The sequence below is a fragment of the Kitasatospora sp. NPDC056138 genome (genome assembly GCF_042264695.1).
GTDB lineage: Bacteria > Actinomycetota > Actinomycetes > Streptomycetales > Streptomycetaceae > Kitasatospora.
In genome coordinates, this window is the sequence record NZ_JBHJVK010000032.1 from 48,727 (window position 1) to 73,013 (window position 24,287).

General features: G+C 72.4%; 15 protein-coding genes and 1 pseudogene. 4 read left to right on the forward strand and 12 right to left on the reverse strand.

The window, feature by feature from the left end; all coding sequences use genetic code 11:
• Window positions 1-578 precede the first annotated feature (578 nt).
• Window positions 579-2,120 (forward strand): annotated as a pseudogene (locus ACFC1R_RS20285) (ComEC/Rec2 family competence protein); the annotation flags it as partial.
• A gap of 914 nt (window positions 2,121-3,034) precedes the next feature.
• Here ACFC1R_RS20285 and ACFC1R_RS20290 read toward each other — a convergent pair.
• Window positions 3,035-3,307, reverse strand: a complete 273-nt coding sequence (locus ACFC1R_RS20290; RefSeq protein ID WP_082119488.1) for a hypothetical protein — start codon at window positions 3,305-3,307, stop codon at window positions 3,035-3,037.
• A gap of 75 nt (window positions 3,308-3,382) precedes the next feature.
• On the opposite strand from ACFC1R_RS20290, the gene holA reads away from it, so the two are divergent.
• Window positions 3,383-4,378 (forward strand): DNA polymerase III subunit delta, encoded by a 996-nt coding sequence (gene holA, locus ACFC1R_RS20295; RefSeq protein ID WP_375940423.1) that lies wholly within the window; start codon window positions 3,383-3,385, stop codon window positions 4,376-4,378.
• 194 nt (window positions 4,379-4,572) lie between these two features.
• Here the strand turns inward: holA and ACFC1R_RS20300 are convergent, their stop codons facing one another.
• From ACFC1R_RS20300 to ACFC1R_RS20310, 3 genes are all read right to left on the reverse strand, one after another.
• Entirely contained in the window at window positions 4,573-5,166 is a 594-nt protein-coding gene (locus ACFC1R_RS20300; protein ID WP_375940425.1) for a hypothetical protein, read from the reverse strand.
• A gap of 646 nt (window positions 5,167-5,812) precedes the next feature.
• On the reverse strand, window positions 5,813-6,070 hold the full coding sequence (gene rpsT, locus ACFC1R_RS20305; protein WP_375940427.1) for a 30S ribosomal protein S20: 258 nt from the start codon (window positions 6,068-6,070) through the stop codon (window positions 5,813-5,815).
• A gap of 252 nt (window positions 6,071-6,322) precedes the next feature.
• Entirely contained in the window at window positions 6,323-6,628 is a 306-nt protein-coding gene (locus tag ACFC1R_RS20310) for an antibiotic biosynthesis monooxygenase family protein (RefSeq protein WP_375940429.1), read from the reverse strand.
• Between the two features lie 192 nt (window positions 6,629-6,820).
• Here ACFC1R_RS20310 and lepA point away from each other — a divergent pair, with 192 nt between their 5' ends.
• Window positions 6,821-8,692, forward strand: coding sequence for a translation elongation factor 4 (lepA, locus tag ACFC1R_RS20315; RefSeq protein WP_375940430.1), 1,872 nt, complete (start codon window positions 6,821-6,823; stop codon window positions 8,690-8,692).
• A gap of 95 nt (window positions 8,693-8,787) precedes the next feature.
• Here lepA and ACFC1R_RS20320 read toward each other — a convergent pair whose 3' ends face one another.
• From ACFC1R_RS20320 to ACFC1R_RS20330, 3 genes are all read right to left on the reverse strand, one after another.
• Entirely contained in the window at window positions 8,788-9,855 is a 1,068-nt protein-coding gene (locus ACFC1R_RS20320; RefSeq protein ID WP_375940432.1) for an NAD(P)/FAD-dependent oxidoreductase, read from the reverse strand.
• A gap of 116 nt (window positions 9,856-9,971) precedes the next feature.
• Complete coding sequence (gene sigJ, locus ACFC1R_RS20325) at window positions 9,972-10,865, reverse strand: RNA polymerase sigma factor SigJ (RefSeq protein ID WP_375940434.1); 894 nt, start codon at window positions 10,863-10,865, stop codon at window positions 9,972-9,974.
• 69 nt (window positions 10,866-10,934) lie between these two features.
• Window positions 10,935-11,483: a MarR family winged helix-turn-helix transcriptional regulator gene (locus ACFC1R_RS20330; protein WP_375940436.1), complete on the reverse strand. Its 549-nt coding sequence runs from the start codon at window positions 11,481-11,483 to the stop codon at window positions 10,935-10,937.
• Window positions 11,484-11,556: 73 nt separating this feature from the next.
• On the opposite strand from ACFC1R_RS20330, the gene ACFC1R_RS20335 reads away from it, so the two are divergent.
• A complete protein-coding gene (locus ACFC1R_RS20335) occupies window positions 11,557-12,528 on the forward strand; it encodes an EamA family transporter (protein ID WP_375940438.1) in 972 nt (323 codons plus the stop codon).
• Here the strand turns inward: ACFC1R_RS20335 and ACFC1R_RS20340 are convergent.
• The 5 genes from ACFC1R_RS20340 to ACFC1R_RS20360 all read right to left on the reverse strand — a co-directional run bounded on the left by ACFC1R_RS20340 (window position 12,504) and on the right by ACFC1R_RS20360 (window position 23,533).
• Window positions 12,504-14,522: an ABC transporter ATP-binding protein gene (locus tag ACFC1R_RS20340; protein ID WP_375940440.1), complete on the reverse strand. Its 2,019-nt coding sequence runs from the start codon at window positions 14,520-14,522 to the stop codon at window positions 12,504-12,506. The genes ACFC1R_RS20335 and ACFC1R_RS20340 overlap by 25 nt on opposite strands.
• Window positions 14,519-16,252 carry an ABC transporter ATP-binding protein gene (locus ACFC1R_RS20345; RefSeq protein ID WP_375940442.1) on the reverse strand — a complete coding sequence of 578 codons (1,734 nt, stop codon included), beginning with the start codon at window positions 16,250-16,252 and terminating at the stop codon, window positions 14,519-14,521. The genes ACFC1R_RS20340 and ACFC1R_RS20345 overlap by 4 nt, the downstream gene beginning before the upstream one ends.
• 335 nt (window positions 16,253-16,587) lie before the next feature.
• Window positions 16,588-18,225, reverse strand: coding sequence for an amino acid adenylation domain-containing protein (locus tag ACFC1R_RS20350; RefSeq protein ID WP_375940444.1), 1,638 nt, complete (start codon window positions 18,223-18,225; stop codon window positions 16,588-16,590).
• Between the two features lie 79 nt (window positions 18,226-18,304).
• Window positions 18,305-20,116, reverse strand: a complete 1,812-nt coding sequence (gene asnB, locus ACFC1R_RS20355; protein ID WP_375940446.1) for an asparagine synthase (glutamine-hydrolyzing) — start codon at window positions 20,114-20,116, stop codon at window positions 18,305-18,307.
• Between the two features lie 105 nt (window positions 20,117-20,221).
• Entirely contained in the window at window positions 20,222-23,533 is a 3,312-nt protein-coding gene (locus ACFC1R_RS20360; RefSeq protein WP_375940448.1) for a condensation domain-containing protein, read from the reverse strand.
• Between the last annotated feature and the right edge of the window lie 754 nt (window positions 23,534-24,287).

Here is a 24,287-nt window from a genome sequence, read left to right on the forward strand (position 1 = left end):
GCCTGCCCCTCGCCGGGCTCGCGGCGGCCACCGCGCTGTTGCTCCTCGTGCGGCCGGCCGGGCGGCACCGGCGCACGTCCGTCCTGCTGGCCGCCGTCCTGCTCACCGCAGCCGCCGGGACGGTCACCACCCTGCTGCACACGGCCGACCTCCACCGGGGCCCGCTGCCCGGTCTCGCCCACCCGCAGACCTCCGCCCCCGTCGACGGTCCTGACTCCGTCGACCCCACTGACCCCACTGATCCCACTGACCCCACTGATCCCGCTGACCCCGGCGGCGTCGCCGGATCCGCCGCTCCCGCAGTCCCGTCGGGCAACCCGGGGGCCCCGAAGGCGGGGCCGTCACCGGAACTGACCGTCAGCCTCACCATCGCGGGAGATCCCAGGGGGCACACCTCCCATGCACGTGGCACTGCCCCGGGCCAGTTCCTGGTGACCGTGGACGCCATCGTCGACAGCGTCACCCTCCCGCAGCCCGTGAGACCGGCCGATGCCCGGACCGGCTCCGCGCCCGCACCCTCCGGCACGGCACAGACCCCCGCTTCCCGCACCGTCCGAACCCGGACTCCCGTAACCGTCATGATCCGCGCCCAGGACGCCGACGGCTGGCGCGATCTGATCCCCTCCACCCGGCTGCGCACGGACGTACGCGTGCTCCCCGCGCACGAAGACGTCCAGACCACCGCCGCTGTCCTGCTGGCGCGCGGCCGACCGACCCTGCTCGCCCCGCCGAGCCTGCCGCAGCGGCTGGCCAGCCGACTGCGCTCCGGCCTCCGCGCCGCCTGCGAGCACCTGCCCGCCGACATCGGAGGTCTGCTGCCCGGACTCGTCGTCGGCGACACCTCCCGGATTCCCGACGACCTGGACGAGGCCTTCCACGCCACAGACCTCGGCCATCTGACCGCCGTCAGCGGCGCGAACCTGATGATCGTGCTGGCCGTCCTGGTCGGCGTGCCCGGTCAGGCCGGCACACCCGGACGCGGCGGGCTGGCCGGCCGCATCGGCCTACCGCTGCGCACCACCGCCGTGCTCGGCACCGGGCTCACGCTGGCGTTCGTGACGGTCTGCCGGCCGGATCCCAGCGTGCTCCGGGCCGCCGCCACGGGGTTGGTCGGGCTGCTCGCCCTCGGCACCGGGCGGCCACGACGGGCGCTCCCGGCACTGTCCGCAGCCGTACTCGCCCTGGTCCTCCTCGACCCCTACCTCGCCCGCTCCTACGGGTTCGTCCTGTCGGTGCTCGCCACCACCGGCCTGCTCACCCTGGGCCCGCGCTGGACGGCGGCGCTGGTCGAACGGCGCTGGCCGCATCACCTGGCCACCGCCGTCGCCGCCACGGCCGCAGCCCAGGCACTCTGCGCGCCCGTCACGATCCTGTTGGCGCCCCGGGTCAGCCTGGTCGCGCTCCCCTGCAACCTGCTGGCCGAGCCCGCCGTCGTACCGACCACGCTGCTCGGGTTCGCCGCCCTCGTGGCCGACCCGGTCTCCCACGCGGCAGCCCGTTTCCTGGCGGATCTGGCTGCGCTCCCCGTCGGCTGGCTGGCGGGCGTCGCCCGGTCGGGGGCCGCCGTCCCGGGTGCTCAACTCGCCTGGCCCGAAGGTGCGTTCGGGGCTGCCCTGCTTGCCGTTGCGACGCTCGCCCTCGTCTGGGCGGCCCGGCCCTTCCTGCTCCCCGCCGGTTTCCGGGCCGCCCCGCTCACCCGCACCCGGCTCCCGGGGGCAGCCCGAGCCGCGGTTCTGCCACCGCATGCACCGGCTCCGGCCACCGGTACTCGACAGTCCCGGTCCGCCGGGCACCGCGTCAGAGCCGGGCTGGCGGCAGTCCTCGGTCTGATCCTGCTGCTCGTCCTGTTGCGCCCGCCGCTGCTCACCAGGATCGCCACGGGTTGGCCGCCCAAGGGGTGGCAGCTCGTCATGTGCGACATCGGACAGGGGGACATGACCGTTCTGCCCATTCGCTCAACCGGCGACGAGACACCGGACAGCGCGATCGTGGTGGACACCGGGCCCGACCCGCACGCCGCCGACAGCTGCCTGCGCGACCTCGGCATCACGCGGATTCCGCTGCTGGTACTGAGCCACTTCCACGCGGACCACGCGGAGGGGCTGCCCGGGGTGCTGCGTGGCCGCCGGGTGGGGGCGCTCCAAGTCACCACCCTGGACACGCCGGTGGGGGAGTACTCCCGGGTGCTCGCCTGGGCGGCGGCCGCCGGTCTGCCGGTCCAACGCGCCCAGCGTGGTGAACACCGTTCCGCAGGGCCCGAACTCTCCTGGGACGTCCTGTGGCCCGATGGCACTCTCGGCCCCGCCACCCCGGGAGCGAACAACGCCAGCATCGCCCTGCTGGCATCGGTCGGTCCCTCCAACGGCGCTCTGCGGATCGCCCTGCTGGGCGATCTGGAGCCCCCGGCCCAGGCCGCTCTGCGCACTCGGCTGACGCCGCCTCGGGTGGATGTCCTCAAGGTCGCCCACCACGGTTCGGGCCACCAGGACTGGGAGTTCACCGCAGCCCTGCACCCCCGCCTCGCGCTCATCTCCTGCGGGAGCGACAACCCGTACGGGCATCCGGCACCCCGGACCGTCGCCCGGTTGCGTTCCCTCGGCTCAACGGTCCTGCGCACCGATCAGGTTGGCGACATCGCGATTCTCGGCACCTCTGCCGCTCTCGGGGCGGCGACGCATCACCGTCGCCAGGTGTCCCTGGCGCGAGCTCCGCCGCCCTGGTTCAAAGGCGCCGTACCGGGAGCTCTCAACCCCCGGCACAGCGCCCGTCGGACAAGATGGACAACGTTCCGCCGGACCGGGCAACGCCCCCTGGACTGCGGGGCGTCGACCGCTCCGGCAGCGGGATGCGGGGGCGCTGGAATGAGGCCGTGTCAGCCCGACGTGTGTCGGCAGCCGTGCACCGCCGCTGTGTGTCGACAGTGGTGCACCGCCTTCCTGCGCACCGAGGTCCTGTGCACCGGCGATTCCGTACCGGCGACTCCGTACCGGCGACTCCGTACGGGTGCTCCCGCCTGCCCTCGCGGGCCTTCGGGTCAGCCTTCCTCGCGCCAGCCGTCCTGGTCGGCGGCGAGGGTGTCCAGGGCGGAGAGCAGCTCAGGGGTCCAGCCGGTCTCCTCCGGCGGGTCCACGACGACCAGCCACTGGGCGTCCTCGGCGTCGTCCTCGCCGGCCAGCGAGTCCCGGACTACTTCGAGTTCGCCCAGGTCGGGCCAGCGGGCGGAGAGCTCCTCGGCCACCTCGTCGGCGGCGTCGCGGTCGGGAAGAACGAGGAGTTGACGGGTGAAGTTCGTGGTCACCCGCACCATTGTGCAGATCCCGTGGCTTGCTGGGGAGAGCGGGTCCGGACGTTGTTGTCGGTACAGCGTGCGATCCTGGTAACGATGGCCAGGAAGAGTGCACCCGACGATCTGCTCGCCCCGCTGACCCTTGCGGTCGGCCAGGAGGAGCTGCTGCTCGACCGTGTGGTGGCCCAGGTGGTGGCCGCTGCCAAGGCGGCCGATCCGGACACCGACGTGCGCGACCTGGCTCCTGGTGCTCTCCAGCCCGGCGGTCTGGCCGAGTTGACCACACCCTCGCTCTTCGCCGAGCGGAAGGTCATCGTGGTCCGGGCCGCGCAGGATCTCTCCGCCGACTCGGTGAAGGAGGTCAAGGCGTACATCGAGGCGCCCGCCGACGAGGTGATCCTGGTGCTGGTGCACGCCGGTGGCGCGAAGGGCAAGGGCCTGCTGGACGCGGGCCGCAAGGCCGGTGGCCGTGAGGTGCAGTGCGCCAAACTGACCAAGGCCGGTGACAAGCTGGCCTTCATCCGTGGCGAGTTCCGCACCCTGGGCCGCTCGGCATCGCCGGAGGCGTGTCAGGCCCTGCTGGATTCGCTCGGCAGCGATCTGCGCGAGCTGGCCGCCGCGTGCAGTCAGCTCACCGCCGATGTCGAGGGCACCATCGACGAGACGGTGGTGGCCCGTTACTACAGCGGCCGGGCCGAGGCGACGGGCTTCGAGGTCGCGGACCTCGCCGTCACCGGCCGGGCGGCCGAAGCACTGGAACGGCTCCGTTGGGCGCTGGCGGTAGGCCAGCCGCCCACCGGTATCACGTACGCCCTGGCCTCGGGTGTTCGCAGTATCGGCCGGTTGGCGACGACCGGCCGGAACATGCGCCCGGCCGATCTGGCCCGGGAGTTGGGCATGCCGCCGTGGAAGGTCGAGCGGGTCCGTCAGCAGATGCGCGGCTGGACGGGCGACGCGGTCGCCACGGCGTTGACGGCGATTGCCAAGGCCGATGCGGCGGTCAAGGGCGGCTCGGACGACCCGGCGTACGCGCTGGAGCGCGCTGTGGTCGCGGTGGCCCGCGCCGCCCGCTCCGGCGCCCGTCCGTACTGAACACCCGCCCGTACTGAGTACCCGCCCGTACTGAAAGCCTGGCCGTACTGAGCTCCCGCCCGTACAGAGCACCCGGCCGCCCCTGCTCGCCGCCCGGCGCCCTGCCCCGAGCGAACGGGCTGTTCCAGGCCGAGCGGGCCCGTCCGGACCGAGGCGCCGAGGAGAGCTGAGCGGCCGAGCGGCCGAGCGGTCGGTCAGGCTCCGGCGGCTCCGCCGATGGCCCTGAGCACGTCCCGGCTGTCCATTAGCAGTGCCTGCCTGATGCTGTCCTGGTCCGGCGGAGGCGTCCTGCCCGCCTGGTACGAGCCCGACCAGCTTAGGCAGTACGTCAGTGCGCCGTCGCGCACGTACAGCACCTGGGTGAGGTAGTGCCAGGACCGGTCGGTGCTGGCGGGGTCGTCCAGGAAGCCGACGTACGCCTCCTGGCCCAGGTTGGGCACCCCGACGATCCGGTACCGGCGCTGTCCCAGGCCGGCCCGCTGGGCCGCGAACTCCGGGCGGGGATCGGTCACCTTGTGCAGTTGCGCCTCCAAGAAGAGCGAGGAGTACTCGCCGTCCCTGTCGGTCTTCTTCACGTACTTGCTGCAGTACATGTCGTCGAGAGCCGAGTGCCGGGTCGAGTAGTGGTACGGCGTGCCGGACTGGGCCGGGTAGAGCCGACTGAAGCGGCTCAGCCGGGCCGTCTCGCAGAGATCACCCACCACGCGGTAGCCGCCCGGGTTCAGCGGTCCGGTTCCCCTGCCGCTCACCAGGCCCGGCACGGTGACCACCGCCGTCGCCCACACCACCGAGGCCACCAGCGTGCCCGCCAGGCCCCACCACAGCGCCCGGCGTGGCCGCTGTCCGAGGGGCGGCGCGGGAACGGGCGTCGGAGGTGACGGGGACAGGCCGGCCGGCGGCGGCGCGCAGGGGGCCGGGGATCCCGGGTAGCCGTATCCGGAACCGTATCCGGGCCCGGCATCGGTCGGCGATGACATCGGACGCGCCCCCAGAGGTGTGCTGCGTGGTCGGTCCACCGAACGATATCGGTGATCGGCCGACCGCATGGAGTGACCGCCGGGCGCGTTTCGACGCCACCTCGACGATCCGGGATCCGGCGCCCTCGTGTCCGAAGGCACCGGAGCCAGTCGCCCCAAGGCCCCGGTGCCCGCTACCCCAAGGCCCCGCTGCCCCGATGTCCGATCCGCAGGATGCCGGGCCGGAAACGCCGACAGGCGCCACAGTCGCCCGGTGAGGGCTGGACTGTGGCGCCTGTCGGTTCTGCTGCTGGTACCGCACCCGCGTGGCGAACGCAGGCCGCGTGCGGTACGGAGTCTTGCGTCTCAGTGCACCGGGTAGAGGGCCGGTCTGCGAGCTGAGAGAGGTGGTCGGGTGGGAAGCGGGTAGAGGGCCGCGGGTTCACACCGACCGCTCCGGGCCGGGCCCGGAGTCGAATCAGGCAGCGACGCGCTTGCTGATCGCGGACTTCTTGTTGGCAGCCTGGTTCTTGTGGATGATGCCCTTGCTCGCGGCCTTGTCGAGGGCCTTGGAGGCGGCGCGAGCGAGCTCGACGGCCTTCTCGGTCTCACCGGCGGCAGCGGCCTCACGGGCCTTGCGCAGAGCGGTCTTCAGCGAGGACTTGACGGCCTTGTTGCGCAGGCGCGCCTTCTCGTTGGTCTTGTTGCGCTTGATCTGGGACTTGATGTTCGCCACGAAGGAGCCTCAGTCTGTGATGGATCGGTCTCGGGTGCGCACCCGGTGCTCCTCGGTCTGCTGAGAGGGCATGCCGAGGCCAGGTGCAGCGCCCTACGCTACCAGGGGCGTCCGTAGCAGCCCAAACCGACCACCTCGGCACGGGCCCCACAGGTATCACCGGCCGGCCCCACCGGCCCTGCCGGTCGGCCCCACCGGCCGGCCCCACCGGCCGGCCCCACCGGCCCTCGCGGCTTCGGCCCGGTCCGCGGCTCACGCGGTGACCAGCGGCTCCCCGTAGTGCTCGACCTCGGGGAACGGCGCGTAGAAGTGGTGCAGCAGGGCCCGCCACTCCCGGTACTCCGGTGATCCCCGGAAGCCCTCGGTGTGGTCGGCCAGGGTCTCCCACCCGACCTGGAGCAGGAAGCGCGAGCCGCGCCCCTCGTCCAGGCAGCGCCGCAGTTCCAGTGTGCGGAAGCCCCGTTGGGCCGCGATCAGCGGCCTGGCCTGGGCAAACGCCGCGAGGAACTCCTCCTCGCGGCCGGGTGTGACATCCAGCAGCGCACTCTCCAGGATCATGGGCACCGATCCTTCCCCACGCCGAGCCCTCCACGGAAGAGTTCGGGGGAAGAGCTGGACGGCGCACAGGTCCGGCGTCGTGGGAAGATGGATGGAACCATTTCGATCGGACGAGACCGTCCGGTCCCCGGGAAGCCGGTCAGCGATGACCCGGACACCCCGGCCCCCGGACCAACGGAGAATCGGACCAAGGTGCCCGCGACCCCCAGCAATGTGCCAGAGCCCAGCCGGACCGACCCGGCGGTGATCCGCAACTTCTGCATCATCGCCCACATCGACCACGGCAAGTCCACGCTCGCCGACCGGATGCTGCAGATCACCGGTGTGGTGGACCCGCGCCAGATGCGTGCCCAGTACCTCGACCGGATGGACATCGAGCGCGAGCGCGGCATCACCATCAAGTCGCAGGCGGTCCGCCTCCCGTGGGCGCCGCGGACCGGTGAGAACGCGGGCAGGACGCACATCCTCAACATGATCGACACCCCGGGCCACGTGGACTTCACGTACGAGGTGTCCCGCTCCCTCGCCGCCTGCGAGGGCACCATCCTGGTCGTGGACGCGGCCCAGGGCATCGAGGCGCAGACCCTCGCCAACCTCTACCTGGCGCTGGAGAACGACCTCACGATCATCCCGGTCCTCAACAAGATCGACCTGCCGGCCGCCCAGCCCGAGAAGTACGCCGCCGAGATCGCGCACATCATCGGCTGCGACCCGGAGGACGTCCTCAAGGTCAGCGCCAAGACCGGTCTCGGCGTCGAGGACCTGCTCGACCACGTGGTCGACCGGATCCCGGCCCCGGTCGGCGTCAAGGACGCCCCGGCCCGCGCGATGATCTTCGACTCGGTCTACGACTCCTACCGCGGCGTGGTCACCTACGTCCGTGTGGTGGACGGCCAGCTCACCAAGCGTGAGCGGATCGCGATGATGTCCACCGGCGCCACCCACGAGCTGCTGGAGATCGGCGTCATCTCGCCGGAGCCGAAGGTGGCCGAGGGGCTCGGCGTCGGCGAGGTCGGCTACATCATCACCGGTGTGAAGGACGTCCGGCAGTCCAAGGTCGGTGACACGATCACCTCGATGCACAAGGGTGCGACCGAGCCGCTGGGCGGCTACAAGGACCCGCGCCCGATGGTGTTCTCCGGCCTCTACCCGCTGGACGGCTCCGACTACCCGCTGCTGCGCGACGCCCTGGACAAGCTGCGCCTCAACGACGCCGCGCTGGTCTACGAGCCGGAGACCTCGGTCGCGCTCGGCTTCGGCTACCGCTGCGGCTTCCTCGGCCTGCTGCACCTGGAGATCATCCGGGAGCGCCTGGAGCGCGAGTTCAACCTCGACCTGATCTCCACCGCACCGAACGTCATCTACCGGGTGGTCATGGAGGACGGCAGCGAGCACACCGTCACCAACCCGAGCGAGTTCCCGTCCGGCAAGATCGCCGAGGTGTACGAGCCGATCGTGCGCGGCACCATCCTGGCCCCGAACGAGTTCGTCGGCGCGATCATGGAGCTCTGCCAGGCCCGCCGCGGCAACCTGCAGGGCATGGACTACCTCTCCGAGGACCGCGTCGAGCTGCGCTACACCCTGCCGCTCGCCGAGATCGTCTTCGACTTCTTCGACCAGCTGAAGTCCAAGACCCGCGGCTACGGCTCCTTCGACTACGAGCCCATCGGCGAGCAGAGCGCCAACCTGGTCAAGGTCGACATCCTGCTGCACGGTGACGCGGTGGACGCGTTCTCCGCGATCGTGCACAAGGACAAGGCGTACAACTACGGCGTGATGATGGCCGGGAAGCTCCAGAAGCTGATCCCGCGCCAGCAGTTCGAGGTGCCGATCCAGGCTGCCATCGGCTCGCGGGTCATCGCCCGTGAGACCGTCCGCGCGATCCGCAAGGACGTCCTCGCCAAGTGCTACGGCGGTGACATCTCCCGTAAGCGGAAGCTGCTGGAGAAGCAGAAGGAGGGCAAGAAGCGGATGAAGATGGTCGGCCGCGTGGAGGTCCCGCAGGAGGCCTTCATCGCCGCGCTGTCCACCGACGCGGACGCCCCGAAGACCGAGAAGAAGTAGCACCACCGCGGGCGGGCCCGGAGCACCGGCTCCGGGCCCGTCGGCGTACCCGCCGCCCCGCACCCGTCACCCTCGTACCGCCGCCGCGCGGAACGTCACCGCACGGTGGCGAGCACCCCGCCGGCGATCGCGGCCTTGGCCAGTCGGCCCGCCGTCCCGGTGAGGACGGTCGGCCGCATCGAGTCGTCCGGGTGGATCAGCTGGAGCAGCCCGTCCCGGCGGCCGAGGCTGAGGCACTGCGCGGCGTAGCGGTAGCCGAACGGCTCCGCGGTCCGCCCGGCGAGCAGCCTGCCCAGGTACTGGCCCTGTGGCAGGGCGGTGGCGCAGCCCATCCGGAGGGTGCCGATGCCCGGCACGGTGACCGCGGCGGCGTCGCCGATCACGTGGACGTCCGGGTGCGAGACGGAGCGCAGCCGGTCGTCCACCACCGCCCGGCCCGTGCCGTCGACGGTCAGCCCGGCCTCGGCGGCCAGTTCGGGGACCTCCATCGACGCGGCCCAGACGGTGATCTCGGCGTCGATGGCGCCCCGGTCGGTGCGCGGCCCGTGCTCGGTCACGGCGGTCACCGGCTGGTGCTGGTGCACCTGGACGCCGAGCCGGTCGAAGACCCGCAGGACGTGTGCCCGGCCCTTGGCCGAGAGCCAGCCGCCGACCGCTCCGGCCGCGATGATCCGCACCTGCCGGCGCGGGTACGCCTCGGCGAGCTCGGCCGCCAGCTCGATGCCGGTGGAACCGCCGCCCACCACGGCCACCGTGCCCGGTCGTCCGGCGCTCCGCAGCCGCCGGTGGATCTCGTCGGCGCGCTCGACCGGGTAGGCGTGCTCGTCGGCGCCGGGCACGTCGTGCCAGGCGGTCCGGCTGCCGAGCGCGTAGACCAGGGTGTCGTACCCGACGCTGTCCCCCGAGTCCAGGACGACCTTGCGGCCCGCCAGGTCGATCTCGGTTGCCCTGGCCCGACGGTGCTCCACCTGGCGGCCACGCAGCAGGTGGGCGACGGTGGGCCACTGGCCGCCGTGGCCGGCGGCGGTCTCGTGCAGGCGGACCCGGTGGACGAAGCGCTCCTCCGGCGCGACCAGGGTGACCCGGTGGTTCCGCCCGGCCCGGGTGGCGGCGGCGAGCCCCGCGTAGCCCGCGCCCAGTACGACGATCTGCTTGCCCGTCATGGTGTCCTCCCGCTGTGCGGTTGCCCTACGTGCGGATTCCGCGCGTTCGGCAAGGGGACGAGGTGCTCCGCCCGAGTGTGACCGTGATCCGGGTCACGCGCCCCGGGCGGGGCGGGTCACGACAGGTGGGTGAGCTTCTGCGGGTTGACCACGGCGTACGCCTCGGTGATCCGTCCGCCGGTGACGGCGAAGGCCACCACGGCGGCGATCCGGCCGTCCGCGGTGCGCAGCGCCAGGCCGGGCTCGCCGTTGACCTGGACGGAGTCCAGGGTGGCGCCCCCGTACATGCCGGGCCACTTCCGGGCCAGGCCGAGGACCAGCCGGGAGACCTTGTCGGCGCCGAGGATCGGCCGGACCGCGGCCGAGACGATGCCGCCGCCGTCGGAGTGCCAGACCACGTCGGGGTCGAGGACGGCGAGCAGCGCCTGCAGGTCACCGCCGGAGGCCGCGGCCGCGAAGGCGTGCACCGCCTGCCGGTGCTCGGTCGCGTCGATTCGGCCGCGGCCCGCCGTGCGGCCGGTCCTGACCCGGCGGCGGGCGCGGGAGGCCAGTTGGCGGGTGGCGTCGGGGGTGCGGTCGAGGCTGGCCGCGATCTCGTCGAAGCCGATCGAGAAGACGTCGTGCAGGACGAAGGCGGCGCGTTCGGCCGGGGTGAGCTGCTCCATCACCGCGAGCAGTGCGAGGGAGACCTCCTCGCCCAGTTCGGCCAGCCGGTCCGGGGTGCGGTCGTCGGTGAGCAGGGGCTCGGGGAGCCACTCGCCGAAGTACGACTCGCGGCGGACCCGGGCGGAGCCCAGCTGGTCGTAGCAGAGCCGGGTGACGATGGTGGTCAGGTAGGCGCGGGCGTCGGCGACCCGGGTCTGGTCCACGGCGCGCCAGCGCAGCCAGGCCTCCTGCAGTGCGTCCTCGGCGTCCGCGACCGAGCCGAGCAGCCGGTAGGCGACCGAGCCCAGGTAGCGCCGATTGGCCTCGAACGCGTCCGGGACTGTCGCTGAGCCTTCGTCACTCACCCGCACACCGTAGCGTGTCGGCGGTCCGCCCTCGGGGGCGCGGTCCGCGGGGCACCTGCCCAAGGTGGGTCAGCGCGGGGCCGGCCCGGCGGTGGTCATGAGGTGGCGCAGCAGGTCGTTGAGGGCGGTGGCCTGGTCGGGGGAGAGGCCGCCGAGGGCCTCCTGCTGGACGGTGAGGCCGACGGTGACGGCGCGGTCGACCACGTCGATGCCGGTGTCGGTGAGGGTGATCCGCAGGGCGCGCCGGTCGTTCGGGTCGGGGGAGCGGGTGACCAGGCCGGCCCGTTCCAGCTTGTCCAGGCGGCCGGTCATGCCGCCGCTGGTGAGCATCAGGGTGGCGCTGAGCTCGCGGGGCGAGAGGGTGTACGGGGCGCCGGAGCGGCGCAGTGTGGCGACCACGTCGAACTCGCCGAGGCCGATGCCGAAGGGCGCGTAGGCGGCCTCCATCCGGTCGCTCATCGTGCGGGCGATCCGCTGGATCCGGCCGAAGGCGGCCATCGCCGTGGTCTCCAGGTCGGGACGGACCCGGGCCCACTGGGCGGTGATGGCGTCCACGGCGTCGCCCGCTCCGGCGGGTGCGGAGGGCGCGGTCGGTGCGGCGGTCTGTCGGTGGTCCATGGAGCCGAGTCTGGCACAGATCGCTTGGCGGAAAGCAGCTTGACGCCAATTAGCTTAGTGCTAAGTTATTTGCATGCTCTCCACTTCGACGCGGACGATCGCACTCACGGCTCTCGCCCCGCTCTCCTGGGGCTCCACCTACGTCGTGACCTCCGAGTACCTCCCCGCCGAGCGGCCGTTCCTCGCCGCCACGCTGCGGGCCCTGCCGGCCGGACTGGTGCTGCTGGCCGTGGGCCGGAAGCTGCCCCGGGGCAGCTGGTGGTGGCGGTCGGCGGTGCTCGGGGCGCTCAACATCGGGGTGTTCTTCGCCCTGCTGTTCATCGCGGCCTACCGGCTCCCGGGCGGGGTCGCGGCCGTGCTCGGCTCGGCGCAGCCGCTGGTGGCCACCGGGCTCGCGGTCCTGCTGCTGGGCGAGCGGCCCGGGCGCCGGGCGGTGGTCGCCGGGGTGGCCGGGGTGGTCGGGGTCTCCCTGGTGGTGCTGCGGTCGACCGCCAGGCTGGACACCATCGGCATCCTGGCCGGTCTCGGCGGCGCCGCCTGCATGGCGGCCGGGACCGTGCTGACCAAGCGCTGGGGCCGCCCGGAGGGGGTCGGTCCGCTCGTCCTGACCGGCTGGCAGCTGACGGCGGGCGGGTTGATGCTGCTCCCGGTCGCGCTGCTGGCCGAGGGCGCGCCGCCGGCGCTGACCGGGACCAACCTGCTCGGCTACGGCTACCTCGCGGTGCTCAACACGGCTCTCGCGTACTGGCTCTGGTTCCGGGGCATCGGCAGGCTGCCCGCGACCTCGGTGGCCTTCCTCGGTCTGCTGAGCCCGCTCTCCGCCGCCGCGATCGGCTGGATCGCCCTGGACCAGTCGCTGACCGCGGTCCAACTGCTCGGCATGGCAGTCGCGTTCGGCAGCACGCTGCTCGGCCAGCGGCGTGCCCCGAGCCTCGGTGCGCAGGGCCGGGAACGCAGTGAGGGGGAGCCGAAGCTCCCCCTCACCGGGCCGGCCCCGGACGGCGGGCCGGACCAGGGCCGTCAGTCCACCTCGGCGACCGCCTGAGCGAACTGGGCCTGGTAGAGCCGCGCGTAGGCGCCCTCGGCGGCGATCAGGTCGTCGTGGGAGCCCTGCTCGACGACCGAGCCGTTCTCCATCACCAGGATCACGTCGGCGTCCCGGATGGTGGAGAGGCGGTGGGCGATCACGAAGCTGGTCCGCCCGCTGCGCAGCCGGGCCATGGCCCGCTGGATGAGCACCTCGGTACGGGTGTCCACCGAACTGGTCGCCTCGTCCAGGACCAGGATGCTGGGCTGGGCGAGGAAGGCCCGGGCGATGGTGATCAGCTGCTTCTCGCCCGCGCTGACGCCGGTGCCCTCGTCGTCGATGACGGTGTCGTAGCCCTCGGGCAGGGTGCGCACGAAGCGGTCCACGTGGGCGGCCCTGGCGGCGGCGGTGACCTGCTCGCGGGTGGCGCCGGTGGCGCCGTACGCGATGTTCTCCGCGATGGTGCCGCCGAACAGCCAGGTGTCCTGGAGGACCATGCCGATGCCGGCCCGCAGTTCCTCGCGGGACATCGCGGCGATGTCCACCCCGTCCAGGGTGATCCGGCCGCCGCCGACCTCGTAGAACCGCATCAGCAGGTTGACCAGGGTGGTCTTGCCGGCGCCGGTCGGGCCGACGATGGCCACCGTGTGGCCGGGTTCGACCTTCAGCGAGAGACCGTCGATCAGGGGCTTCTGCGGGTCGTACCGGAAGGAGACCTCCTCGAATGCGACCCGTCCGCGCAGCTCGGCGGGTCGCTCCGGCATGGCGGGTTCGGGCGTCTGCTCGGGGGCGTCCAGCAGTTCGAAGACCCGCTCGGCCGAGGCGACCCCGGACTGCACCAGGTTCGCCATCGAGGCGACCTGGGTGAGCGGCTGGCTGAACTGCCGGGAGTACTGGATGAACGCCTGCACGTCGCCGATGGTCAGCGCGCCACTGGCCACCCGCAGGCCGCCGATCACCGCGACCAGCACGTAGTTGAGGTTGCCGATCAGCATCATCGTGGGCTGGATGATGCCGGAGATGAACTGCGCGTTGAAGCTGGAGGTGTAGAGCGCCTCGTTCTCCCGTGCGAAGACCTCGGCGGCCTCCTTCTGCCGGCCGAAGACCTTGACCAGCGCGTGCCCGGTGTACATCTCCTCGATGTGCGCGTTCAGCGCGCCGGTGGTCTTCCACTGGGTGATGAACTGCGGCTGCGCCCGCTTGCCGACCTTGGCGGCGACCAGCACCGAGACCGGTACCGAGATCAGTGCGACCAGGGCGAGCAGCGGTGAGATCCAGAACATCATCGCCAGCACGCCGACGATGGTGAGCAGCGAGTTCACCACCTGGCCCATGGTCTGCTGCATGGACTGGCCGATGTTGTCGATGTCGTTGGTGGCCCGGCTGAGCACCTCGCCGCGCGGCTGCCGGTCGAAGTAGCTCAGCGGCAGCCGGGAGATCTTCGCGTCGACGGACTCCCGCAGCCGGAAGACCGTCCGGTTGATGGCGCGGGCGGCGAGCCTGCCCTGGACGATGCCGAAACAGGCGGAGACGAGGTAGATCGCCAGCACCCAGAGCAGCACGTTGCCGATGGCGTTGAAGTCCATCCCGTGGCCGGGGGTGAAGTCCACCCCGGCGAGCATGTCGGCGACACCGCCCTTGCCCTGGTGGCGCAGGCCCTCGATCACCTGGTCGTGGGTCAGCCCGGCCGGCGACTGGCGGCCGACCACCCCGGCGAAGATCAGGTCGGTGGCGTGTCCGAGCACCTTGGGCCCGACCACGGCGCAGCCGATGCTGAGCACGCCGAGGACGAGGACGGCGCCCAGGGTGGTCCGCTCGGGGCGCAGCAGGTTCAGCACGCGCTTGCTTGAGTTCTTGAAGTCCAGCGACTTCTCCTGGCCCTGGCTGCCCATGAACCGGCCGGGGCCACCCGAGCCGCGCCGGGCCGCGGCCTCCTGCGAGGCGGAGTTCCGGCCGCCGCCCGCCGGGGCGTTCTTCGGGGCGGCGGGCGAGGTCTTCTCTGGGGTGGTCACGCCGCCTCCTGCTCGGTGAGCTGGGAGAGCACGATCTCCCGGTACGTCGGGTTGTCGGCCATCAGCTCCTGGTGGGTGCCGCTGCCGACCACGGCGCCCTCGTCCAGCACCACGATCCGGTCGGCGTCCCGGATGGTGCTGACCCGCTGGGCGACGATCACCACGGTCGCTCCGGCGGTCTCCTTGGAGAGCGCCTTGCGCAGCCTGGCATCGGTCGCGTAGTCGAGGGCGGAGAAGGAGTCGTCGAAGAGGTAGATCTCCGGGCGGCGGACCAGCGCGCGGGCGATGGCCAGGCGCTGGCGCTGGCCGCCGGAGACGTTGCTGCCGCCCTGGGCGATCGGAGCGTCCAGGCCCTCGGGGAGCTTCTCGACGAAGTCCTTGGCCTGTGCGGTCTCCAGCGCCTGCCAGAGCTCCTCGTCGGTGGCGTCGGGGCGGCCGTAGCGGAGGTTGCTGGCGACCGTCCCGGAGAACAGGTACGGCTTCTGCGGGACCAGTCCGACGGTCTCGGCGAGCAGCGCGGGGGAGAGCTCGCGGACGTCGACGCCGTCCACCAGCACCTGGCCGCCGGTCGCGTCGAAGAGCCGGGGGACCAGGCCGAGCAGGGTGGACTTGCCGCTGCCGGTGGAACCGATCACGGCGGTGGTCTCGCCGGGCCGGGCGAGGATGTCGATGCCGCGCAGCACCGAGGCCTCGGCGCCGGGGTAGCAGAAGTCGACGCCGCGCAGCTCCAGGTGGCCGCGGCGGGGCAGTTCGGTGACCGGGGCGGCGGGCGGCACGACGCTGGACTCGGTGCCCATGACCTCCTCGATCCGCTCGGCGCAGACCTCGGCACGCGGCACCATCATGAACATGAAGGTGGCCATCATCACACTCGTCAGGATCTGCATCAGGTAGGAGAGGAAGGCGGTCAGCGCGCCGACCTGCATCCCGCCGCTGTCGATGCGGTGCCCGCCGAACCACAGCACGGCGACGCTGGAGACGTTCACCACCAGAAACACGGTGGGGATCATGAAGGCCATCAGCCGGCCGGCCCGCAGCGAGACCTCGGTCAGTTCGGCGTTGGCTCCGGCGAAACGGTCCTGCTCGTGGCCGTCCTTGACGAAGGCGCGGATGACCCGGATGCCGGTGATCTGCTCGCGCAGGATCCGGTTGACGCCGTCGATCCTGCTCTGCATGGCGCGGAACTGCGGGCGCAGCCGGCGCACCAGCAGGGTGACCACGATGCCCAGGGCGGGGACCGCGACGAGCAGCAGGCCGGAGAGCGGCACGTCCTGGTTGAGCGCCATGACGATGCCGCCGAAGCACATGATCGGCGCGGCCACCATCAGCGTGAACGCCATCAGGGTCACCATCTGGACCTGCTGGACGTCGTTGGTGGTGCGGGTGATCAGTGAGGGCGCGCCGAAGCCCGCGAGCTCCCGGGCGGAGAAGCTCTGCACCCGGTCGAAGACGGCGGCGCGGATGTCCCGTCCGACCGCCATGGCGGTGCGCGCCCCGAAGTACACGGCGCCGATCGAACAGACCGCCTGGGCCAGTGTGACGGCGACCATCACGGCGCCGGTCCGCATGATGTAGCCGGTGTCGCCCTTCACCACCCCGCTGTCGATGATGTCGGCGTTGAGCGTCGGCAGGTAGAGCGCGGCGATCGTGGAGACGAGTTGGAGCAGGACTAGCAGTGAGATCGGTTTGGAGTAGCGGCCCAGATGGGCACGCAGGAGTTTGATCAGCACCTGGACACTCTCGTTGTCGGCATGGGGGTTCGCACCCTATTTTCAGCTCTTCCACGGGACACGATCCCGAACACCCGCAACAGCGACGCCGGTAGCGTCGGCAGCGGAAGCATCGGCGGTCCCTCAACGGGTTCATACACACCCGCCGATGCTTCCGCCTGTCGTGGCCCGGCGTTGCCTGTTCGGCGAACCTCACACAGGGTCGGCGAACACCCGCCCGTCGATCACGAAATCGACGAAAGTCGAGAGCTGTTGGTCCGCTGAATACTGCAGGGGGGCGTCAGCGTGTGCCGGGCGCTCGGCACAGGGCTCGTCGTCGTTCGTCAGTGTCGGGCTCAGCTGCTCCTTCGCGTTCGGGGGGCGGTCGGGGGGAGGTCGGCCAGGGCGCGGCGGTCGGTCTTGCCGGAGGGGTTGATCGGCAGCTCGGCCAGCTGGACGAACCGGCCGGGGACCATGTGGGCGGGCAGGACGAGGTGGGCGTGGCCGATCAGCCGGTTCGTCGCCGCCTCCTGCTCCGCCTCCCGCTCCGCGTCGGTGCTCGGTCCGGGAGCGGCCGCGGGGGGCTGGGCCGTCGTGTAGTAGGCGGTCAGTTGGGGCTCGCCGAGGCGGGTGAAGGTTCGGACGACCGCCAGGTCGCGGAGGCCGGGGGCGTCCCGCAGGCGGGCTTCGACCTCGCCCAGCTCGATCCGGAAGCCGTTGATCTTCACCTGGTCGTCGGCTCGGCCCGCGTAGCAGAACGTGCCGTCGGGCAGCAGCCTGGCCAGGTCGCCGCTGCGGTAGTGGCGGCGGACGCCGTCGTCGGGGGTCGGCAGGTCGGGGAAGCGCTCGGCCGTCAGGTCCGGCCGGTTGAGGTAGCCGGCGGCGACGCCCGCGCCCGAGACCAGGATCTCTCCGGTCCGGCCCGGCCGGATGTCCGCGCCGTCCTCGTCGACGACCCGCACCTCCCAGCCGTCCAGCGGCTCACCCAGGTCCGACGCGAAGGCGGATCCGTCCGGCGCGTCCGGCGCTCGGTCCAGTTCCTCGTCCGTGAGCAGGCGGTAGGTGACGAAGACGGTGGCCTCGGTGATCCCGTAGGTGTTGACGAACCGGGTGGTGCGGCCGAAGGCCGCCCCCCGCCAGGTGCGGACGTCCCGGACGTCGATGGACTCGCCGCCGAAGACCACGCAGCGCAGTGCGGGCGGGACGGCGCCGCGGCTGCGGGCGACCCGCGCCAGGTAGCGGAAGACCGAGGGGACCACGTTGAAGACCGTGACGCCCTCCCGCACCAGCAGGTCCAGGGTCGCGTGGGGTGAGGCAGCCACCGCCTGCGGGACCACCACCAGGGTCGCCCCGCTGAGCAGCGCGCCCCAGATCTCCCACACCGAGAAGTCGAACGAGTAGGAGTGGAAGAGCGTCCACACGTCGTCCTGGCGCAGTTCGTAGCGTGGCGCGCAGGCGCGGATCAGCGCGGCCACGTTGCGGTGCGGGACCGGGACGCCCTTGGGCAGGCCGGTCGAACCGGAGGTGTAGATCACGTACGCCGGCGTGCCGGGGTCCACCGGCGGCGCGGGCACCGGCAGCGGGACGGCCGGCTCCACCAGGGTGTCCAGCCGTACCAGCGGCAGGGCGGCGAGTTCGGCGGGCAGCGGCTGGTCGGAGACCACGAGGGAGAGCTCCGCGTCCCGGGCGGTGAAGAGCAGCCGCTGCGCCGGGTAGGCCGGGTCCAGCGGTACGTAGGTGTGCCCGCTCCGCAGCACGGCGAGCATGGCGACGATCACCTCGGCGCCGCGCTCCAGGTGCAGTCCGATCCGGGAGCCGGGGCGCGGAGCGCGCTCGTGCAGGACCGCGGCCAACTGCCCGGCCCGGTGGGCGAGTCGGGCGTACGTCAGCTCACCGCGGGAGTCGCGCACCGCGATCTGGTCGGGGTGGCGGGCGGCCTGCTGGTCGAAGAGGCGGTGGACCAGGAGGTCGTCACCGAGGGCGGGTTCTGTCATCGTCGGGTGGCCTTCCCCTGGTGGTGGGCGGATGCGGAGCGCGCCGCGGCCGGACCGGCGGCGCGGGGGGCGCAGGCGGTCACAGGGCCGGCCGGATCCGGCGGGTGCGCAGCCAGCCGTCGAGCTGCAGCACCATCTCGGTGTCGGCCCGGCCCAGCCAGCCGCCGCGGTCCAGCTGGCGCGGGTCGTTCACGACCTGCCAGCTCCTGGGCAGGTCGAGCAGCGGCCGTACGGGCGCGTCCACGTCTTCCAGGAGCTGCCGCAGCCGGTCGGCCAGCGACTGCTTGTAGCCGGCGTGGTAGGTGATCGGGAACGGAACCTTGGGCCGGTCCAGCACCGAGGCGGGCAGCAGGTCCCTGGCGATCGTCCGGAGCAGGCTCTTGTCCCGGCCGTCGAACGACTTCATCCGCCAGGGCACGTTGTACAGGTAGTCGAAGAGCCGGTGGTCGGAGAACGGGAAGCGGACCTGGAGCCCGGCGGCCGCGCCCAGCCGCTCGGAGTGGTTCACCGCCTGCTCGTAGAGCCGGGTCATGTGCAGGTGGTCGATCTCGCGGGCCCGCCGGTCGTCGGCGGGGGCGCCGGGCAGGTGCGGTACCTCCTGCTGGGCCTCCTGGTACCGCTCGGCGCAGAAGTCGGCGAAGCCGACGTCGCGCAGCAGGTCCCGGTCGAACAGGTCGTTGCCGATCCCGTTCGCCAGCCCGAAGGCGCGGGCGCGCTCGATCCAGGGGAACGTCCGGTGCTCGGTCGAGGACCGCTCCTGGTCGCTGATCAGGCCGCCGAAGACCGCGTCGGCGGCCTCGCCGCTGAGCACCATCGGCGTGTGCGCGGCGACCTGGCGGTAGAACAGGTAGGGCGTCAGGTTCTTGTCCCCGAACGGTGACGGGAAGTCCTTGGCGGCCAGCACCGCGTCCAGGGTCAGCGGGTCCGTCAGCGTGACGGGGTCGACCAGGACCTCCCGGTGGTCGCAGTCCAGCCGCTCCACCACCGCCTGGGCGAACGGCCGGTCGGGCACGGTGGCCGCGCTGTCGCCGAACGAGACGGTGAAGGTCCGCGGCCCGGCCCCCGCCCGCTCTGCCACCAGGCCGGTGAGCGCGCTGGAGTCCAGGCCGCCGGAGAGCAGCACGGCGGCCGGCGAGGCGCCGGCCTCGCGCGCGATCGCCTCGCCGAGCAGTCCGCGGGTCGTCTCGATCGTCGAGGCCAGGTCCTCGGTGTGCGGGCGCGCCTCCAGCGACCAGTACCGGTGCTCGCTCACGCCCTCCGGGCGCAACCGCACCAGGTGCGCGGGACGGACCTCGCGCAGCCCGCGCAGCACCGCGTGGCCCGGCCTGCGCACCTGGGCGAGGATCGAGCAGAGGCCCTCGGCGTCCAGTTCGTCGCCGACCAGCGGATGTGCGCTCAGCGCAGCCACCTCGGAGGCGAAGAGCGCGCCGTCCGGCAGCGGCAGGTAGCTCAGCGGTTTGACCCCGAACCGGTCCCGGCACAGCACCAGTTCGCTGGTCCTGACGTCCCAGACCGCGAACGCGAACAGGCCCTCCAGACGCTCGGCAACCGCGAAGCCCCAGCGCAGGTAGCCGTCCAGGACCACCTCGGCGTCCGTCGCCGGCGGCCTCGTCCGGCCGTCCGAGGCGAGTGCGGAGCGCAGCTGCGCGGCGTTGTAGAGCACGCCGTCGAAGGTGATCGCGGCGATCGGGCGGCCGTGCTCCTCCGCCACGGCGGGCTGCGCTCCCGCGGGGGTCATGGCATCGGCGCTGTGGCCGAGCAGGGCGTGCGGGCTGCTCCACTGCCGGTCGCCGTGACCGCCGCGGACGCTGCGGGCCGTCATCGCGGCCGCGGTGGGACCCTCGTGGGTCAGGTCACGGCCGCGGTCGACCCAGCCGGTGATCCCGGACATGGTGCTCCCTGAGGTGTGAGGCGGCCCGGGAGGGCCGGGTGGACGGTCGTTCGGACGGGGCGGCCGGACGCGAGCGGGGCGTGGTCCGGCCACGGCGATGGGGTTTCAGCGCGGCGGATCCGGCAGCGCCAGCTCCTCCACCGGCGTGCCGAGCTGCTCCGCGAACGCGCTCAGCAGTGCGGTGAGCCACCGGCCCAGACGTCGTACGTCCGCCGCGTCGAAGCGGTCGCCGCGGTGGGACAGCCCGGCCCGCAGCCGCCCGCGCTCCTCGACGAAGGTGATGGTGAGCCCGAACTTGGCCTCGTAGCCGAACCGTTCGTCGGAGGGCAGCGGGGTCATCAGGCCGTCCCCGATCGGGAGCGGCACGGCGGACCTGAGGTTCAGGTTGAGCATGACGTCCGCGAACGGGGTGGAGGTGGCGCTGCGGGGCGGTGCCAGGCGGGTGATGAGTTCCTCCAGTGGTGCGCCCGGGTGGTCGCCGAGGAGCAGTACCGTCTCACGCATCGCGTCCAGCAGGTCGCCGAGCGTCTGGCCCGGTTCCCGCCGGGAGCGCAGGATCGCGGTGCTGAGGCGCGGACCGAGCAGACCGGGGAAGGTGCCGCCGGCCGAATCCGCCACCGGCACCGCGAAGGTGACGTCGCGCTGGTCCGTCAGGAGGTGGAGGGCGGCGGCGACGGCGGTCGCGGCGATCATGAACCAGGAGGTCGCGCGCGCGGTCCGCACCTGGCGCAGCCGTGGCAGCAGATCGTCCGGCAGCTCCAGGACGAACGCCTCGTCCGGCTGGATCGGCGTCGGCGGCGCCAGCGGCAGGCGGGCCGGGGCGCCGGCGAGTCGGCCGGCCCAGAAGTCGACGGCCGCGGTGGCGGTGGCCCGCACCCGCGGGTCCTGCGACGCCGCGACGAAGTCCCGGTACTGCGCGGGCGGTGGCGCGTCCGGCAGGCCGTCGCGCACGGCCCGGTAGCCCGCGGCCAGTTCGGCCGCCAGCACCTGGACCGATTCGCCGTCCAGCACCAGGTGGTGGGCGCAGACCAGCAGGGCCTGGGTGTCGTGGTCCAGTTCGACCAGGGCGAACCGGACCAGCCGCCCGGCGGCGGGGTCGAACGGGGTGCGCGCGGCCTCGCGCAGCCAGCGCTCGACGGCCTGCGCGCGCTCCTGCTCGGGCAGGTGGCCGAGGTCGTGGTGTTCGAGCCGGGGGGACCACGGGCCTTCGATCCGCTGGACCAGCCGGCCGTCGTCGTCGAGGAACCGGGTGCGCAGGATCTCGTGCCGGGCCACCAGGGCCGCCAGCGACTTCTCCAGGGTGCCCGGGTCCAGCCGTCCCTGGACCTGCCAGGCCAGCACGATGTTGTAGACCGCGCGGCCCGGGTCCAGGCGCTCGGCCAGCCAGATCCGCTCCTGGAAGCCGGAGGCGGGGGTCTGCCGGGCGGCGGGCGCCGGGCCGTCGGGGGCCTGGGCCGGTGCGGCGGCGGCCAGCCGCTCGTCGATGAGCGCGGCCAGCTCGCCCAGCCGGGGGTTGTCGAACACGTCGCGCAGGGTGACCTGAACGCCGAGCTCCTCCTGCACCTGGGTGACGAGCATGCCGACCAGGAGGGAGTGGCCGCCGAGTTCGAAGAAGGACTCCTGTGCGTCCGGCGGTTCCATGTCCAGGACCTCTCCCCAGACCTCGGCCAGCGCGTCCAGGCAGGCGGGGGCGGTGGTCGCGGCCGGACCGCTCGCGGACTGCGGCGGGGTGTCGGCCTGCTGGGCGGGGGCAGCCGGGTCGGCCGGGCCGAGGAGTTCCAGGCGCGCGCCGGGCAGTGCCCGGGCGCGCAGCGCGGTCCGCACCGCGGTCCCGCCGGAGTGCTCGTCCAGGAGGCTGCCGCCTCCCGCGAACGGGGTGGGGCCGCCGTCCAGCCACAGCCGTCCGGGCACACCGAGCGGTGCCCGGTTGCCGTCCTGGTCGACGACGAGCGCCGTCACCCCGTCGGGTACGGGGGCGGCCGTCCGGGTCGGTGCGCCCGGACGGCCCGGGGCCGTCAGTTCGTCCCAACTGAAGGGGAGTTCGTCCGGCAGGGCAGCGGCCTGGGCGGCGTCCCGGGGCTGCCGGTCCAGCACGGCGGCCAGCTCCGAGACGCGACGCTCCGGGCTCGCGCAGACGTCCTCCAGCAGCGCGAGGTAGTCCGCGGCCATCGCGGCGAGGAGGGTCGGCCCCACGGTGCCGGCCGGGTCCTTCCAGAGCATGGAGAGGCCGCCCTTGTCGCCGCGCAGCATCAGGGTCGCCCGGTAGTCCGCGGTGCTCTCCAGCTCACGCAGGCGCAGCACGCTCACCGACCCGGCCGGGTCGGTGAGCCGCAACGCGCGCACGTCGACGTGGGCGTGCCGGCCGGCGTCCCACCACTGGAAGACCACCTGGTGGGTGCGCGTGTGGGCGTCGGGACCGGTGAGGCCCGCGGCGCGCATGATGGCCGGCAGCGGCAGGTCGCCGTGCCGGACGCAGGCGCGCATGTCCTGGTGCAGCCGAGTGATCAGCGAGGCGTAGCTGTCGGATCCGGCGACCGTCTGCACGATCGGCAGGGCGTTGACGAAGTAGCCGACCAGGCCTTCGGTGCCCGGCAGGCCCCGTCCGTGGAACGGGGCGGATGCCAGCAGGCGGTCCTCCCCGCCGTAGCGGCGCAGCAGGACGAAGAAGGCGCCGAACATCACGGTGAAGCGGCTGACGCCCAGCTCGTCGGCGACACGGGCGACCCGGTCCAGCAGGCCCGGGTCCAGCGTGCTGCCCAGGACCTGGTAGCCGGTCGGCTCCAGGGGCGCGGGTAGTTCGAAGGACGGCGGGTCGGCGAGGAAGCCGCGCCAGTACTCCCGGTGGGACTCGCCCTCGGGGCCCTCGGCCAGCGCGTGCGAGCGCTCGGCGGACGCCTCCAGCAGCGCCACCTCGTCGGGCTCCCCGAGGTGCTCGCCGGCCCAGGCGCGGACCAGCGCGTGCAGGAGGGTGAGCACCGACGCACCGTCGCAGACCAGGTGGTGGACGGCGATCAGGAGCAGGGTGCCCTCGGGGTGGTGGATGACGTCCGCGCGGATCAGAGGTCCGCCGCGCAGGTCGAAGGGGTACTGCCAGCCGGTGCGCGCGGCGCGCTCCACCGGTTCGGTGGTGGTTCGCTCGCGCACCGGGACGGCCGGCCTCGCCGACCAGTCCAGCACGGGGGTGCCGCCGCCGGACTCGACGACCCGGCCGAGCAGGTGGGGGTACCGCTCGGTGACCGCGCTCAGCGCGGTGCGCAGCCGTCCGACGTCCAGGCCGCCCTGGACGTCGAAGGCCAGCGGGATGATGTGCGTCCACTGGTCCGGGTCGATCTGCCACGCGACCCACATCGCCTGCTGCCCCACGGACAGCGGGGTCCGACGACCGTCGCCGGTCGCCCTGGCCTGATTGACTGTCATGTTCTTCTCCTGTTCGGGCGGTTCGCGGCGATGGCGGCGGGTCGGGCACGGCGGACGGGGGACCAGGTCGGCGCACGGCCGGCTTCGGGGGAGGGCTTCCGCGAGCGCCGACCGGTGTCTTCGCGGATTCGATGGCGAGTCGATCGGGCCGTTTCGCCGAATCCGGCCGGAACGCGTGCGAATCAGTTCTCCGGCGGACCGCCCGGGAATGACTATCCGTTTTCCCTGGATGCGCTGGCAGGGCGTGTCCCGTAAAGGTGCTTGCACCGCGGAAACAACGGATTCATCAGGAGAAGTCAGGGTGGCAGCCTGTGGATCAACATAACTTCTCCGCTGACACGGCGCCAGGTTCGCCCCGAGATGTGACGCAGGCCACAATCTGAGGCGCGGGCTTCCCCCGCTCGGGGCAATGATCCCGTGATGTCCGGTAGTTCGGCGTGCCGACCCGCGCCGCCCGCCGCCGCACATGGTGGGGTGCCGGGTGCTCGGACTGCGTGATTGTTAGGGGTTGACGACATCACCGGATCTCTTATGATCAATCAGGAATAGGCAATGCCTCGGTAACTGGTGAGTCGTCGAACTCTTTGTGCATCATCTGGATCTTGCGCAATCCAGCATTCTTCTGTCCCTACCAGGGCTTGCCGAATCCAGCATTCTTCTGTCCCCGCCAGGGCTTGCCAAATCCAGCATTCATCTGCGCCCACCAGGGCATGCCCTTCCGGGCGTGCGAGTAAGTCGCGGAGTCCTGCGGCGA